This is a genomic window from Luteibacter sp. OK325 (assembly GCF_003050935.1).
In the GTDB taxonomy this organism is placed as follows: domain Bacteria; phylum Pseudomonadota; class Gammaproteobacteria; order Xanthomonadales; family Rhodanobacteraceae; genus Luteibacter.
Genome location: NZ_QAOX01000002.1, coordinates 151,456 through 166,104 on the forward strand (window position 1 = coordinate 151,456; position 14,649 = coordinate 166,104).

At 63.6% G+C, this 14,649-nt stretch carries 14 protein-coding genes; 9 read left to right on the forward strand and 5 right to left on the reverse strand.

Annotated elements, in window-relative coordinates; translation table 11 throughout:
- Positions 1 to 6: 6 nt before the first annotated feature.
- The 4 genes from C8J98_RS04540 to fdnG are packed head-to-tail and all read right to left on the reverse strand — an operon-like array spanning position 7 to position 5,732.
- On the reverse strand, positions 7 to 1,080 hold the full coding sequence (locus C8J98_RS04540) for a formate dehydrogenase accessory protein FdhE (protein WP_233260111.1): 1,074 nt from the start codon (positions 1,078 to 1,080) through the stop codon (positions 7 to 9).
- Positions 1,077 to 1,739, reverse strand: coding sequence for a formate dehydrogenase subunit gamma (locus C8J98_RS04545; RefSeq protein WP_107911372.1), 663 nt, complete (start codon positions 1,737 to 1,739; stop codon positions 1,077 to 1,079). The genes C8J98_RS04540 and C8J98_RS04545 overlap by 4 nt, the downstream gene beginning before the upstream one ends.
- Positions 1,736 to 2,650, reverse strand: a complete 915-nt coding sequence (gene fdxH / locus C8J98_RS04550; protein ID WP_107911374.1) for a formate dehydrogenase subunit beta — start codon at positions 2,648 to 2,650, stop codon at positions 1,736 to 1,738. Before fdxH ends, C8J98_RS04545 begins: the two co-directional genes overlap by 4 nt.
- 10 nt (positions 2,651 to 2,660) lie before the next feature.
- Complete coding sequence (gene fdnG / locus C8J98_RS04555) at positions 2,661 to 5,732, reverse strand: formate dehydrogenase-N subunit alpha (RefSeq protein ID WP_107911376.1); 3,072 nt, start codon at positions 5,730 to 5,732, stop codon at positions 2,661 to 2,663.
- 386 nt (positions 5,733 to 6,118) lie between these two features.
- Here fdnG and C8J98_RS04560 point away from each other — a divergent pair, with 386 nt between their 5' ends.
- On the forward strand, positions 6,119 to 6,514 hold the full coding sequence (locus tag C8J98_RS04560; protein WP_107911378.1) for a DUF1622 domain-containing protein: 396 nt from the start codon (positions 6,119 to 6,121) through the stop codon (positions 6,512 to 6,514).
- Here the strand turns inward: C8J98_RS04560 and C8J98_RS04565 are convergent.
- The gene (locus C8J98_RS04565) at positions 6,476 to 7,624 is read right to left on the reverse strand and encodes a hypothetical protein (RefSeq protein WP_107911379.1); all 1,149 of its coding nucleotides are present in this window, start codon (positions 7,622 to 7,624) and stop codon (positions 6,476 to 6,478) included. The two genes, C8J98_RS04560 and C8J98_RS04565, sit on opposite strands and share 39 nt — an antisense overlap.
- Before the next feature lie 163 nt (positions 7,625 to 7,787).
- Here C8J98_RS04565 and aqpZ point away from each other — a divergent pair, with 163 nt between their 5' ends.
- From aqpZ to C8J98_RS04605, 8 genes are all read left to right on the forward strand, one after another.
- Complete coding sequence (aqpZ, locus tag C8J98_RS04570) at positions 7,788 to 8,534, forward strand: aquaporin Z (protein WP_107911381.1); 747 nt, start codon at positions 7,788 to 7,790, stop codon at positions 8,532 to 8,534.
- Between the two features lie 90 nt (positions 8,535 to 8,624).
- The gene (kaiC, locus tag C8J98_RS04575) at positions 8,625 to 10,334 is read left to right on the forward strand and encodes a circadian clock protein KaiC (RefSeq protein ID WP_107911382.1); all 1,710 of its coding nucleotides are present in this window, start codon (positions 8,625 to 8,627) and stop codon (positions 10,332 to 10,334) included.
- Entirely contained in the window at positions 10,331 to 10,651 is a 321-nt protein-coding gene (locus tag C8J98_RS04580; protein ID WP_199229813.1) for a circadian clock KaiB family protein, read from the forward strand. Before kaiC ends, C8J98_RS04580 begins: the two co-directional genes overlap by 4 nt.
- Positions 10,648 to 10,980 (forward strand): circadian clock KaiB family protein, encoded by a 333-nt coding sequence (locus C8J98_RS04585; protein ID WP_107911384.1) that lies wholly within the window; start codon positions 10,648 to 10,650, stop codon positions 10,978 to 10,980. The genes C8J98_RS04580 and C8J98_RS04585 overlap by 4 nt, the downstream gene beginning before the upstream one ends.
- Before the next feature lie 2 nt (positions 10,981 to 10,982).
- The gene (locus C8J98_RS04590) at positions 10,983 to 13,076 is read left to right on the forward strand and encodes a PAS domain-containing sensor histidine kinase (RefSeq protein WP_146171525.1); all 2,094 of its coding nucleotides are present in this window, start codon (positions 10,983 to 10,985) and stop codon (positions 13,074 to 13,076) included.
- 124 nt (positions 13,077 to 13,200) lie between these two features.
- Entirely contained in the window at positions 13,201 to 13,383 is a 183-nt protein-coding gene (locus C8J98_RS04595; protein ID WP_107911387.1) for a hypothetical protein, read from the forward strand.
- A gap of 97 nt (positions 13,384 to 13,480) precedes the next feature.
- Positions 13,481 to 13,744, forward strand: coding sequence for a type II toxin-antitoxin system prevent-host-death family antitoxin (locus tag C8J98_RS04600; protein ID WP_107911389.1), 264 nt, complete (start codon positions 13,481 to 13,483; stop codon positions 13,742 to 13,744).
- Between the two features lie 48 nt (positions 13,745 to 13,792).
- Positions 13,793 to 14,080, forward strand: coding sequence for a Txe/YoeB family addiction module toxin (locus C8J98_RS04605; protein ID WP_107912576.1), 288 nt, complete (start codon positions 13,793 to 13,795; stop codon positions 14,078 to 14,080).
- Positions 14,081 to 14,649 lie beyond the last annotated feature (569 nt).

Consider the following 14,649-nt stretch of genomic DNA (forward strand, 5'->3'; position numbering starts at 1 on the left):
GATTATCTACCCGATATCTTCCTCGCTGTCTCCCGTCAGCAGCAGCGGGTTGGGCGCATGGCGGGCGAAGCCCTCCTCGCTCACCATCAGGTCGAGGCCGTACGAGGCGAGGTCGTCGGCATAGGGATCGACCTGGGTGTCACGGACCTGGTAGAGCAGCTTGCTGTAGGTATGGCAATCGGCGCAGGCCTCGACCTTGACGACGCCGGGGTCGCCCTCGATGCCTTGCAGGGAGACCTTGCGGGTGCCGCCGCAGGTGACGCAGACGGCGCGGGTGTGGTTCCACGCGGTGGAGCACATCGAGCAATAGAGGTAGCGCGTACCCGGGATCAAGCCGGTGGCCGTGATGATCCCGGCTACCGAGGGTGAGCCGCAGCAGGGGCAGAGGGCGCGTTCTTCGAGCAGGCGCAGGTCGCTGGCGGCGAGGCGTGCGGCGGAGCCGGTGAAATAGACCTGGAGGGCGGCGACGATGAAGATCGTTGCGGCTGTATCGGACAGGGGGATGTGGCCTCGGAGAAAGTTGTTGGCGAGGGTTTCGAGGGTGGTGGTGTCGCTGGTGCGGAGTTGGGTGATGGCGTTGAGGGTGGCTGGGGGGAGGGGGGTTTCGTGTAGGTTTTTCGCCGATGAATCGGCTCCCACAGGTGTATTGGCCCCCACAGGTGTATTGGCTCCCACAGATGTATTGGCCCCCACAGGTGTATTGGCCCCCACAGGTGAATCGGGTTCCACAGAGATGTGGTTTAGGAGGGTGGTCAGGGCTTCGCGCCAGGAGGGGGCGCGGGGGTGGCCGTCGGCGGCCAGGGGTGGCAGGCGGGCTTCGGTGGCGCGGGTTACGTCGGCGGCGCTGAGGATGGCGGCTGGGGCTAGGGTGGTTGCGACGGCGTGCTGGGCCCTGGAGAGCCGGGCGACGAAGCGCAGCCAGGGTTCCATGGGATGGCCGGCGGCGAGTTGGTCGAGTCTTGCGGCCGTGGCGGCGAAACGCAGGGCCGGGTCGGGCGTCACAATGGGCGAGGGGGACTTCACCCCGGCGTGGGACGGACCGCTCCAGGACGCGTCGGGTGGTGCCTCGGCTTGCTTCACGGATTCTTCCTGGGCGTGGTCTTGCTGACGCGACGGCTCGCCGCCAGCTGGTAGAACCACTTCCGATGATGGTGCCACGCCCAACCCGGCGTGACATAACCCTGGGTCATGCTGCGCACGGAATCGCGAATCCAGATCGCGGCGTACACGTGAACCACCCAGACGAGGATCGCGCAGATCGCAGCGAGACTATGGATGAGCACCGCCGCGCGCTGCACCGGAATCGAGGTCGCTTCGCCGAAGTACACCTCCCAAATGAGCAGCCCGGTGACGAACAGCACGGGGATCAGCAGGGTCATCGACCAGAACACCAGTTTCTGGCCGCTGTTGTTGCGGCCGATCGGCGGCACGTGTTCGTCGTCGTTGGTGATCACGTGGACGATTTCCTTCGACCAGGCGATGTCGTCCTTCGAAGGCAGGTTCGCGCGCCAGAACTGGATGATCATGCCGATCCAGCTGATCACCAGCAGCACGCCGAACCAGGGGTGCGCCGCGCGCGCCCACTGGCCTCCGCCGAACAGCCCGGACAGGAAGAACAGGATCGGGTGGAACATCGACAGCCCGGACAGCACCAGCAGGATGAACAGGCCGGCGTTGATCCAGTGATTGACGCGGTTCAAGGTGGTGTAGCGAGTGATCGCATTGGCCGGGCGGGTCATGTCGACTCCTCCTCTTTCTCACGCAACACGCGGTCGGCCTCCGCCTCATCCGCCTCGGTGACCTCGTTGGGACCGATCGTGGTCCAGTGGAAGAAGGCACCGACGGCAGCCATCGCGATGCCGATCACGGCAAGGGGCTTGATGATTCCCTTCCACAATTCGACCACCGGGCTGATGCGCGGTTTATCTGGCAGGCCCGAATACAGTGACGGTTTGTCCGCGTGATGCAGCACGTACATCACGTGGGTACCACCGACTTCGGGCGGATCGTACAGGCCGGCCTTCGCGAAGCCGCGCGACTTGAGGTCTTCGATGCGCTCTCCGGCCCAGTTCGTCATATCGGTCTTGGAGCCGAACATGATCGCGCCGGTAGGGCAGGCCTTCACACAGGCAGGTTCCAGGCCCACCGCGACGCGATCGGAACACAGCGTGCACTTGTACGACTTGTGATCCGTCTTGCTGATGCGGGGAATGTCGAACGGGCAGCCCTTCACGCAATAGCCGCAACCGATGCACTTGTCGCTGATGAAGTCGACGATGCCGTTCGCGTACTGGACGATCGCGCCCGGGGCGGGGCAGGCCTTCAGGCAACCCGGGTCCTCGCAGTGCATGCAGCCGTCCTTGCGGATCAGCCACTCGAGGTTGCCTTGCTCGTTCTCGTACTCGGCGAACTTCATCAACGTCCACACGCTCGGCCCCAGGTCCATCGGGTTCTCGTAGGAGCCTTCGAAGTGACCGATCTCCGGACGCAGGTTGTTCCACTCCATGCATGCGGACTGGCAGGCCTTGCAGCCGATGCAGCGGCTCACGTCGATCAGCTTCGCTACCTGGTCCTCATGGCTGCGCGCCTTCGGCGGGGTCATCGTCGTGGCGGAGCGACGTACGTAGTCTTGTGATTGCATATCCGACATGACGTTCGCCTCAGGTGGCCGGAGCGGCGGTGCGTTCGATATTGACGAGGAACGCCTTGAACTCCGGCGTCTGCGTGTTGGCGTCACCCACCGACGGAGTCAGCGTGTTAGCGCCGTAACCCTTTCTCGCCTGGCCAGTGAAGCCCCAGTGCAAGGGCACGCCGATCACATGGGTCGCCTTGCCATCCACGGTCATCGGTTTGATGCGCTTGGTGACATAGGCCTTGCAGATCACCTCGCCACGCTTGGACGACACCTTCACCCAGCCGCCCTGCGCGATGCCTTTCTCCTTCGCCAGCACCTCGCCGATCTCGATGAACTCTTCCGGCTGCAGGATCGCGTTGATCAGTGCGTGCTTGGTCCAGAAGTGGAAATGCTCGGTGAGTCGGTAAGTGGTGGCCACGTACGGGAAGTCACGCCGGTGTCCGAATGACGCGCGATCGTCGGCGAACACGCGGGCTACCGGGTTGTTCGGCACCTTGGGATGAAGCACGTTTTCCGAGGGCGATTCGAACGGTTCGTAGTGCTCCGGGAAGGGACCTTCGGCCATGAGGTTGAGTGCGAACAGACGCCCCAGGCCCTCGGCGTTCATGATGAACGGACCGACGTTGTCGGAAGGCTTGGTGGTGGGTATGTAGTCGGGCACATCGATGCCCGTCCAGCGCGTGCCATTCCACTCGATGACGGGCTTCTTCGGATTCCAGGCCTTGCCGTCAAGGTCGGCGCTGGCCCGGTTGTAAAGGATGCGTCGGTTGGCAGGCCATGCCCAGGCCCAGTTCGGCGCGATGCCTTGCTCACGCGGATCCGTCGCGTCACGGCGAGCCATCTGGTTGCCCTTCTCGGTAAACGAGCCGGCGAAGATCCAGCAACCGGAGGCCGTGGTTCCGTCATCCTTGAGTTGTCCGAAGCCATCGAGCAGGGTGCCGGTCTTGGTCACCACGTTAGTGACCGGATCGGTCAGATCGGCCAGCGCGCGGCCATTCATTTCCTTGGCCAGTTCCTCGGGATCCGGTGCGGTCGGGTTCGTGTATTTCCAGGTCATGTTGAGGATGGGATCGGGGAAGGCGCCGCCTTCCTTTCGATACATGTCGCGCAGGCGATGGAAGATGCCGCTCATGATCCAGATGTCGGCCATGGCCTTGCCCGGGCCTTCGGCGGCTTTCCAGTGCCATTGCAGCCAGCGCGCCGAATTGACCAGTGAACCGCTTTCTTCGGCGAAACAGGTCACCGGCAACTGGAATACCTCGGTCTGGATTTCCGTGGATTTGGCCGGGTTCTGCGGACCGAAGTCCTGCCAGAAACGCGAGGTCTCGGTGTCCAGCGGATCCATCGTGACGAGGAACTTCAGCTTGCTCAAGCCACGGCGGATCTTGCCGCGATCCGGGAAGGCCTGCAGCGGATTGAAGCCCTGGCAGATGTAACCGGTCATCTCGCCGTTGTTCATCATCTCGAAGGCCCTGATGATGTCGTACAGCGGCACGTCGAGCTTCGGCAGCCAGTCGTAGCCCCAGTTGTTTTCCTTCGTTGCGGCATCGCCCCACAACGCCTTCTGCAGGCTGACCACGAACTTGCCGTAGTTCTGGTAGTAGCTGGTCTGGCCGGGGCGCAGCGGCTTGAACAGCTTCGTCTTCATGTAATCGTCGAAGCTGGTTTCCTTGTCCGTCGGCAGGCTCAGGTAGCCGGGCATCTGGTTGGAGAGCAGGCCGATGTCGGTCAGCCCCTGGATGTTGGAATGCCCACGCAGCGCGTTCATGCCACCGCCGGCCACGCCGATGTTGCCCAGCAGCAGCTGGACCATCGCCATCGCGCGGATGTTCTGCGCACCCACCGAATGCTGGGTCCAGCCCAGCGCGAACAGGCTGGTCATGGCCTTGTCCGGTGCCGCAGTACTGGCGATCAGTTCGCATACGTGGAGGAACTTGTCCTGCGGTGTGCCGGTGATCCGCGAGACCATTTCCGGTGTGTAACGCGAGACGTGCTGCTTGAGCAGGTTGATCACGCAGCGTGGGTTCTGCCAGGTGTCGTCGGCTTTGGCGAAGCCCTGGTCGTCGAACTCATAGTTCCAACTGGCTTTGTCGTAGGTATTGGTTTCGCCGTTAAAACCGCTGAAGTGGCCGTCTTCGAAGGCAAAACCGTCCGCAACGAGCAGGCTGGCGTTGGTATACGCGCGCACGTAGGCATGCTGGATGGCATCCTTTTCCAGTAGATAGCGCATCACGCCGCTGAGGAACGCGATGTCCGTGCCCGGACGGATCGGCGCGTAGTAGTCGGCAACCGAGGCGGTCCGCGTGAAGCGCGGATCGACCACGACGAGCTTGGCGCCGTTCTCTATCTTCGCTTCGATCACCCACTTGAAGCCGCACGGGTGCGCTTCGGCGGCATTGCCACCCATGACGATAACGACGTTGGCGTTGCGGATATCCTGCCAGGTGTTGGTCATCGCACCGCGACCGAATGATGGGGCCAGACTGGCCACCGTCGGTCCGTGTCAGACGCGCGCCTGGTTGTCGAACACCACCATGCCGAGGGAGCGGGCCACCTTCCAGGTCAGGTAGGCGGTCTCGTTGGATGAGGCCGAGGCCGCCAGCATGCCTGTGCTGGTCCAGCGGTTGACGGTGGTGCCGGCCGCGTTCTGCGTAATGAAGTGTTTGTCGCGGTCCTCCTTCATCAGCCGGGCTATTCGATCGAGCGCGAAGTCCCAGGACACTTCCTCGAACTCGGTCCCGCCGGGTTTTCGGTAGCGGGGAGCCTTCAGACGGGTAGGGGCATGCACGATATCGAGCAGCGCAGAGCCCTTCGGGCACAGGGTGCCGCGATTCACCGGATGATCCGGGTCGCCTTCGATATGGATGATGTTCGACAGGGCGTTCTTGGCCCGGTCGCCCATGCTGTAGATGAGGATGCCGCAGGCCACCGAGCAGTACGTACACGTGTTACGCGTCTCGGTGGTATGGGCCAGCTTGAAAGGTCGCACGGCGGCGGCCTGCGCCACGCCCGAGGCGCCGAAGCCGAGCATGCCGAGACTTCCGGCTGCTAGCCCAACACCTGTGACTTTAAGAAACTCGCGACGAGTGAGAGGCATGACTTGAAGCTCCCTCGAAACCTGGCTTGGACATGCCGTCCGCTGGGCGGACGGCGACTTGGCTCGGAATCACGTGGGAAAAACGTAGCACGAAGGGCAGTAGCGGGTCGATGACGTTCTTGCGCTGGTAATAATCTAGTGGGGAATATACGATAACCAATTGATTATTATGAATACATGCTGCCGAATTGTAGGAGCCGCTTCAGCGGCGATCGGGTGCCCGCGAAAGCCTTCCCCTCTGCCGAGGGCTCGCCACTGAAGCGGCTCCCACATCTACGTAGTACTACGCACTCCGATCACGCGGTACTACGGCGTCCAAACCGCATAGCGCCGCCTAAGCTTGCTCAACGCGAACTGAGGCCGACATCGTTAAGGCTCACATCATTATGGAAGTTGCCAGCAGCGCGCATTCCCTGATCGAAATCGCCGCGCTCGGCATCGAGCTGCTGGCAACGGCGCTCATCATCTGCGCGATCGTCGCCGCCACGGCGATCTACCTCACCGGGCTGCTTCGCCGGGTCGCCAATCCTCCCGCGCATTACACGCAATACAAACAGCGGCTGGGCAGGGCGCTGCTGCTCTGCCTGGAGATCCTCGTCGCCGCCGACATCGTGCGCACCATTGCACTCGACAGTTCGGTACAGAGCGTTCTCTCGCTCGGCCTTCTGGTGATTATCCGCACATTCCTCAGCTGGTCGCTGATCCTCGAAGTGGAGGGTCGGTGGCCGTGGCAGCGTGAGCCGTCAGAAAAGCGCATCCACAAGGTGGTTGACGATCGCTGAGAACGGAATGGCGGAAAGCCAGATCGGCACGAAGGGAAGCACCGTGGCGACCACTACCGAGAGCAAGCCCTGGATGTCGTAGATGGCCGTGCGCATCGCATAGACATTCGCCACGATGGCGTACAGATCCGTCGTGGCCGAGAAGTCGGGTCGCTCCATGAGCTCGGCATCGAGTTGTTTGCCCTCGGCAAGCCACCGGCTTTCGAACGCTTCGCCGGCGCGCGCGGCGAGGTCACCGTAACGGTAGACGCCCCGACGCCAGGCCGCCAGAAGGGCACGCGTGAAGACCAGTGGTGGCGTGGCAAACAACAGGAGCGTGGCCGCCGCGGTAACGATAGGTGTGGCCTCGTGGCCGATAGGCGATGCGCCTGCGATCACCTTGTTGGCCAGGGTGCCGGCAACGACCACGCCGATGGGAAGCGCGAGCGTGGAGAAGACCCTCGCCGAGTACGCCAGGAACTGCAGCCCGCCCGCCTGGTCGGGATGCGCCGGCACAAGTTGAAGGCGCATGTTCGCCATGCGCCAGAGGAATCGTGTCCATACACCCAGGCGCCACAACCACGCCAGGAGCAAGCCAAGCTGCAGTGGCAGGCTGATGGCGAGATGCCACCAACCGGCGAGCGACAGCCCGGTGGGAAGCGTGCCGCGCTGCCACAGGGGAAGCAGGTCTTTCGGGACCATAATCGCCAGGAGAACGACCAGGGCATAGACGGTCACGGCGAGGATCCCGGATGGCCAGACGCCCGCGCTGAGGCGGCGACTGCTTGCGAGCAGCGCGTTGTACTCATCCATGCGTGACGGCGGCACGAGGTTGGTGACGGCGAAATAGCGCGCCATCGATTCCAGACGCGGAAGCACCACGTAGTCCGCGGCGATGAACAGCGGCACGGCAACGAGGAAACGGGCGTGCACGGCAACATCCCGTAGGAAGGCCGCTATCGATGGGGTGTCCCTGCTGATCAGCGACAACACGAAAAGCGGAACCCAGGCGACACCGATCGCCACGGCGATGCGCATCGCCATCTCGCGCCGGTCGTCGATCCGGATCACCCGCAGCCGTCGCAACATCTCGACGTGGGTGGCTTCGCTGAAGAGCACGCCTGCGCGCATCACGTCCTCGACGGCGCACGCGCCGGGATCTGGTCACACGCAGGCTAGGCCCGTTGGAAGGTGCTCCCTAGCGAAGGCTTACCTAGCCCCGTTAGGTATTTGTACGCATGACTTCGCGCTGCCGGGGCTCAAGTATCGGTCCACTCACCGCGAGGAGTCTCCCATGTCGAAGCGCCTGTTGGCCGAATTCTTCGGTACGTTCTGGTTGGTATTCGGTGGTTGCGGCAGCGCGGTATTGGCCGCCGCATTCCCCGAACTAGGCATCGGCTTCGCTGGCGTTGCACTTGCCTTCGGCCTGACCGTGCTGACCATGGCTTATGCGGTGGGCTACATCTCCGGCGCTCACTTCAATCCTGCCGTCACGGTAGGCGTGTTCGCGGCCGGCCGCTTTCCGGCGAAGGACGTCGTCCCATACATCGTGGCCCAGGTAATCGGCGCTATCGCGGCAGGTGGCGTGCTCTTCATCATCGCCAGCGGCAAGCCTGGGTTCGACGTCGCACTGGGTTTCGCCACCAACGGCTACGGCGAGCACTCTCCCGGCGGCTTCTCGCTGGCTGCGGCGGCCGTCGCCGAGTTCGTTCTCACCGCGTTTTTCCTCATCGTGATCCTCGGTGTCACCCATAAGCGCGCTCCGGTCGGCTTTGCGCCGTTGGCCATCGGCCTGGCACTGACTCTCATCCACCTGATCTCGATTCCCGTGACGAACACTTCGGTGAACCCGGCACGCAGCACGGGCGTCGCGGTGTTCCAGGGCGGCTGGGCACTCGGTCAGCTGTGGCTGTTCTGGGTGGTACCGCTGCTCGGCGGCGCGGTGGGCGGTTGGGTTCACCGGGCACTGTTCGAATCGACACCCGAGGTCCTTGAAGACATCGAGGGCGGTGAGCGCCCCGACGGTAGGGCCCCGCGATAGCCTGAAAACAGGCCCGATCACCGGCGCTTCACGCAGTCTGGATACCCTTTCCCGGCATAGTTTTCATCAGCCGCGAAACAAAGGTATCGAATGACCGACCCGGTCTCCGCCCAGGACCAAGGGACATCCAAAGTCCCATCGCTGCAAAAGACGCCCACCGGCATTGGCGGCCTCGATGCGCTGACCTTCGGCGGGCTGCCGGAAGGCCGCCCGACGCTGATGTGCGGTGCGGCGGGTTGCGGCAAGACGCTCTTCGGCGTCACGTTCCTCGTCAAGGGCATCGAGGAGTATGGCGAGCCCGGCGTGTTCATGAGCTTCGAGGAGCGCCAGGAAGAACTCGCGACCAACGTCGCGTCGCTGGGATTCGATCTCGACGGCCTGGTCGAGCGGAAAAAGCTGGTCGTGGATTATGTGCGCCTCGAGCGTGGGGAGATCGAGCAGGCCGGCGACTACGATCTGGAAGGCCTGTTCGTGCGGTTGGGCCACGCCATCGACACGATCGGCGCAAAGCGCGTCGTTCTGGACACCGTGGAAGCCTTGTTCGCCGGCCTGGAAGATTCAGCGACCCTCCGATCGGAATTGCGCCGCCTCTTTGCTTTCCTCAAGACCAAGGGCGTCACGGCGATCGTGACCGCCGAGCGCGGTGAAGGTCAGCTCACCCGTTATGGCATTGAAGAGTACGTGTCCGATTGCGTGATCCTGCTGGACAACCGGGTCATCGACCAGGTGACCACGCGCCGCTTGCGAGTGGTCAAGTATCGCGGCTCGTCGCATGGCACCAACGAGTATCCGTTCCTCATCGACGAGCAAGGCATCACGGTCCTGCCGATCACCTCGGCAGGGCTGGCGCACGAGGTGTCCTCGGAAGTGATTTCCTCGGGCGTCGCCGGGCTGGATACCATGCTCGGCCGCCATGGCTATTATCGTGGCTCCAGCGTGCTGGTGTCGGGCTCCGCCGGTACGGGCAAGTCGACGCTGGCTGCGTCGTTCGTCGATGCCGCGTGTGCGCGCGGCGAGCGGAGCCTGTTCTTCGCTTTTGAGGAATCACCCGCGCAGGTCACGCGCAACATGGCCTCGGTGGGAATCGATCTTCAGCGCCATCGTGAAGCCGGGCTGCTGAAGTTCGAAGCCGCCCGCCCGAGCCTCTACGGCTTCGAAATGCACCTGGCGCGGATGCATCGGGATATCGACACGTTCAATCCCAGCGTCATCGTGGTCGATCCTATCTCGGCTTTTCGCGGGCCGTCGGTGGAGGTCAACGCCACGCTGCTGCGCCTGGCCGACATCTGCAAGAGCCGTGGCATCACCGCGCTCTTCACCTCGCTGTTGTCATCGGGCGATTCCATGAACGACAGTGAGCGCAACGTGTCGTCGCTCATGGATATATGGATATCGCTGGCGGACGTCGAAGCCAATGGTGAACGCAACCGCGTGCTCTCGCTGTTGAAGGCGCGCGGCATGAATCACTCCAAGCAACTGCGGGAGTACCGACTGACGGACCAGGGCATCGACATGGTGCCGGTCTACGTCGGCCCGGACGGTGTGCTAACCGGTACCGCGCGCGTGGCGCAGGAGGCCCGCGAGCGCGAGGTCGAACAAACCAGGCAAGACGCGGTCGCAGGCCGGCGGCGTGTGCTGGAGCGCCGCCGACTTGCCGTCGAACGGCAGATTGCCGAGCTGCAGGCGGAACTGGAGAGCGAAGAAGCCGAGGTGACCCGCATGGGCGAGCAGGACGACGTGCAGGCCACCAACCGGGACGCCGACCGGTCGGTCATGTCGACGTTGCGAGGTGACATGTGACCGCCGTCGAAGACATGCAGCCGGGCGACGACGGGCAGGTGCACCTGCGCCTGTACGTGGCCGGCCAGACGCCCAAGTCGCTGGCGGCCATCGCCAACCTGAAGCGGTTGTGCGAGGAGCATCTGTCCGGGCGCTACAGCATCGAGGTGGTGGATCTGCAGGTGACGCCGCAGCTTGCCGCCGGCGACCAGATCGTCGCGGTGCCCACGCTCATCCGTCGTTTGCCGCCGCCGCTGCGCCGCGTCATCGGCGACCTGTCCAACGCGGAACGCGTTCTGGTGGGTCTGGATATGATCCCGCGGTCGTCCACGCCATGACGTCGTTGCCTCCCGACATGCCCTCGTCCGCGACTGGGTTGCCGCACTACAAGCTGCGGCTGTTCATCACCGGATCGACGCCACGTTCCACCCGCGCAATCGAGAACCTTCGAAAGATCTGCGAGGAAAATCTCGATGGTCGGTACGAGCTCGAAGTGATCGACGTGTACGACCGCCCGGAAACCACGCGGGAGCTACAGATCGTCGCGACGCCGACCCTGGTCAAGGTCTTGCCCGAGCCCTTGCGCCGGATCATCGGTGACCTCTCCGACGAGCTCAAAGTGCTGGCCGGCCTCGATCTTGCCCCGCGGCAATCGCAGCAGGGTTGATCGTGCGTGCTGACGAAGACACTGGCGATAAGCTGCCCAGCCGCGAACAGCTGGAAGAACGGCTGCGCGAGGCGGAAGAGACCCTGGACGCGATTCGCCGCGGCGAAGTGGACGCCGTGGTCGTCCACCATCCCGATGGCGAGCGCATCTACACACTTGAGAGCGCCGACCGGCCGTATCGCGTGCTGGTCGAGCACATGCAGGAAGGTGCCGTCACCCTCACCAGTGACGGGGTGATTCTGTACTGCAATCGCCGGTTCGCCGCCTTGCTCGGTCTGACGCGCGAGTCGATGATCGGCCGATCGGTGATTCCCTATCTCGAGCGCGCCGATGCACGGGTGATGACCGAGCTGCTGTCTGGCGGAGCCGATGCGGGTGCGGGTCGGGCGGCTGAAGTGACGCTGCACCGGACTGATGGCCACGCTATCCCCGTTACGTTGTCTGCCGTGGATCTGCCATTCGAGGCGGACCTGCCGCGCATCATCTGCATCATTGCGACGGACCTGACCCACGCTCGCCAGCGCAGCCACGAACTGGCGGCGACCAACGAGCAGTTAGCCGCGGAGATGGTCGAACGGCGCAGCGCCGAAGACCGCCTTGCGGTGGCACTGGATGCGGCAGGCATGGGCAGTTGGGACATCGACCTGGAGCAGGGCAGCGTTACGATCTCGCGCCAGGCCGAGGTGATCCTGGGGCTCGCGGAAGCCGGTTCCGCGGCACGTACGCCGGATTCCCTCTTGCACCCCTTCCTCGCACACGAACAGGCCGAGGTGAAGGCTGCATTTGATCTGGCGATGACCACGGGCGTGCTCGACTTCGAACGGCGCGTGCGCTCTCCGTCGGAGGAGAGTGCCCGCCGCTGGGTACACGTCATTGGCCGCACCTACCATCGCGACGGACTGCCGGCACGATTGGTCGGCGTGGTCGCAGACGTCACCGAACGGCGCCTGATGGAAACGCAGTTGCGTCAGGCGCAGAAGATGGAGGCGGTGGGCCAGCTCACCGGTGGCATCGCACATGACTTCAACAATCTCCTCATGGTCATCGGCGGCAGCCTTGACGTGTTGGAGAGCTCCATCCCAGGCGAGAACGCCAGGGCCCAACGTTTCTTCGCGGCCGCGAAATCGGGCGTCGAGCGCGGCGCCAGTCTCAACCAGCAGCTGCTGGCGTTCTCCCGCCGACAGGACCTGCAGGCACAGCCGGTGTGTGTCGATGACCTGCTGCGCGCCTTCGCCACACTGCTCAGCCGCGCACTGGGCGAGACGGTTTCGCTCGAACTGCCGCAACCCGCGCAACGCTGGTACTGCCGAAGCGATCCGCACCAGCTCGAAACGGCCATCCTCAATCTGGCAATCAACGCGCGCGATGCCATGCCTCACGGAGGTCGCCTTACGATCATGACCGCGCTGACGACACTGACGCCGCGCGAAGCCCTGGCCGTGGACGCGGAAGCGGGTAGCTACGTGGTCGTCCGTGTGCGCGACAGCGGCACCGGCATGACACCCGAGACGGCCGCGCGCATCTTCGACCCGTTCTTCACCACCAAGGCCATGGGCAAGGGCACCGGGCTGGGTCTGAGCCAGGTGTACGGTTTCGTCAGGCAATCAGGCGGCTTCGTCAACGTCACCAGCGAAATGGGGCAGGGCACGACGATCGACCTGTGCCTGCCCTATACCGACGAAGTGGCAGCCGCCTCACCGGTGACCCAGGCACCCACGGCCGCAGGTGATGGACGCGTGCTCGTCGTCGACGACGACATCAACGTGCGCGAGGTGTCCGTTGCCATGCTGAGCGCCCTGGGCTACACGACGGTCGAAGCGGGAGATGCGGTCGAGGCGCTTGGCATACTCGCCCAGCGCAGTGACATCCACGTGATCTTCAGCGACGTGATCATGCCCGGCGAGATCAACGGATTGGATCTCGCCCGCTACGTGCGGGCGAACTATGCCAACGTCGCCGTCGTACTGGCCTCGGGCTACACGGCACAGCAACGCGACGACAAAGGCACGCCCAGCGACGTGGAACTCCTACGCAAACCCTATTCCCGAGCCGCCCTCGCCGCCGCCCTCACAAGAGCCCGCGCTGCGCAGGCATAACCCTCCCACGCTCTTGTGGGAGCCGATTCATCGGCGATGCATGTCACCTCACCCTAAACACACCCCCCACCCACCCTTCACCCGACCCGGCGCCCCATGGATTCCTCAACAGGAGGCCAACGCCATGAACCACGATCGCCAGGACGTAAACCACCCCGATCACGGTCAGCCCTCGCACCCGGAAACGACCGAGGAAAAGAAGTCGCGGAAAGACAAAGCCAGCGACAACCAGGATCAGGCGCTGGAAGAGACCTTCCCGGCGAGCGACCCGGTATCGCCCTTCGTGCCGGCGAAGGCTCCGGAATGATAGGACGCCGTTGCCGGGCTCGTGACCGATTGCCGATGGGGTGCAGGCTGGGCTAGACTCCAACATGTACGCAAACCTGTACATGTTGGAGCGAGTCATGCGGACCATCAATTTCACCGACGCCAGGAGCAACCTCAAAGAGGTGCTCGACACAGTGGCGACGGATCACGACATCACCCTCATCAAGCGTCGTGACGCCGAAGATGCCGTCGTAATGTCCGTGAGCGACTACAACTCACTGCAGGAGACGCTGTATCTGTTCAGTAGCGCCGCGAATGCAGTTCGATTGCAGGCCGCGATGGCCGAGGCCGACGTGTCCCTGCCGACAGGCGCCCGCATACTTGGTCCGGACAGCGTTTAAAGGGAAAGCCGGATGGCAGTGCGTAAGGAGAGGGAAGACCTTTGGTGGATGAGTAAGGCCTGGGAGGATTATCTCTACTGGCAAGAGCACGTCCCCGCGAACGTCGACACCGTAAACAGCTTGATCGAAAACATACGGCGCACTCCGTGGACCGGGCTTGGCAAGCCGGAGCCTTTAATAGGTGACTTGAAGGGCTGGTGGTCGCGTCGGATCACACTGGAGCACCGCCTGGTGTATCGCCTCTTCGACATGGACAAGCCTGCGAAAGGTCAGGCCAGGCCGCAAAAGATCACTGTGATCCAGGTCGCCCAGTGCCGGTACCACTACACGCGCTAGGCACCTCCGATTCGATCGTCCTACGGTGAAGGGAATGGATTCGTCAGACGCCGGTGCAGCAGGGTTGCCGATCGACGTTTCGAAATGACCATTCAGGCGGTTGCCGGACGAGTCTTCCAGCGTGCCGCGGACCATGAGGCGATAGGGTGCGGTCCGCCATGGCGTGGCAGGCGTGAACGCCCAGGTTCGCTCGCCATCTTTCAAGCTCGCCTGTCCGTCGACGAGGTGGTTTTCCATGTCGACGACTGCCAGGTAGTCCGCATCCCGGCCGTCGATGGGTCCGTCCAGCGCTACAACGAGGGGCTCCCGCGAGTCGGGGCGCACCGGCGATAGCTTCCAGGCAGAGGCGACAGGCCCATTACGATCCTCGGGCCCGACGTTCCATTGCTTGACAGGCTGTCCATCAAGAGTGAGGACGACCTTTTCGCCTGCGACCAGGATCGGACCCAGTTGCTCACGTGCGTTGAGCCCGGTCTTAACGCGTCCCGGATGCATCAGGATCGTCAGCACGCGGCTGTCTGGCGACCATAGCTCCTGTTGCAGGAACGGCGCCTCGATGACGCGGCCGT

Coding starts and splice junctions, on each gene's coding strand:
- C8J98_RS04545 (WP_107911372.1), bottom strand. CDS start 1,739: ATGACCCGCCCGGCCAATGCGATCACTCGCTACACCACCTTGAACCGC.
- fdxH (WP_107911374.1), bottom strand. CDS start 2,650: ATGTCGGATATGCAATCACAAGACTACGTACGTCGCTCCGCCACGACG.
- C8J98_RS04560 (WP_107911378.1), top strand. CDS start 6,119: ATGGAAGTTGCCAGCAGCGCGCATTCCCTGATCGAAATCGCCGCGCTC.
- C8J98_RS04565 (WP_107911379.1), bottom strand. CDS start 7,624: ATGCGCGCAGGCGTGCTCTTCAGCGAAGCCACCCACGTCGAGATGTTG.
- aqpZ (WP_107911381.1), top strand. CDS start 7,788: ATGTCGAAGCGCCTGTTGGCCGAATTCTTCGGTACGTTCTGGTTGGTA.
- kaiC (WP_107911382.1), top strand. CDS start 8,625: ATGACCGACCCGGTCTCCGCCCAGGACCAAGGGACATCCAAAGTCCCA.
- C8J98_RS04585 (WP_107911384.1), top strand. CDS start 10,648: ATGACGTCGTTGCCTCCCGACATGCCCTCGTCCGCGACTGGGTTGCCG.
- C8J98_RS04595 (WP_107911387.1), top strand. CDS start 13,201: ATGAACCACGATCGCCAGGACGTAAACCACCCCGATCACGGTCAGCCC.
- C8J98_RS04600 (WP_107911389.1), top strand. CDS start 13,481: ATGCGGACCATCAATTTCACCGACGCCAGGAGCAACCTCAAAGAGGTG.
- C8J98_RS04605 (WP_107912576.1), top strand. CDS start 13,793: ATGAGTAAGGCCTGGGAGGATTATCTCTACTGGCAAGAGCACGTCCCC.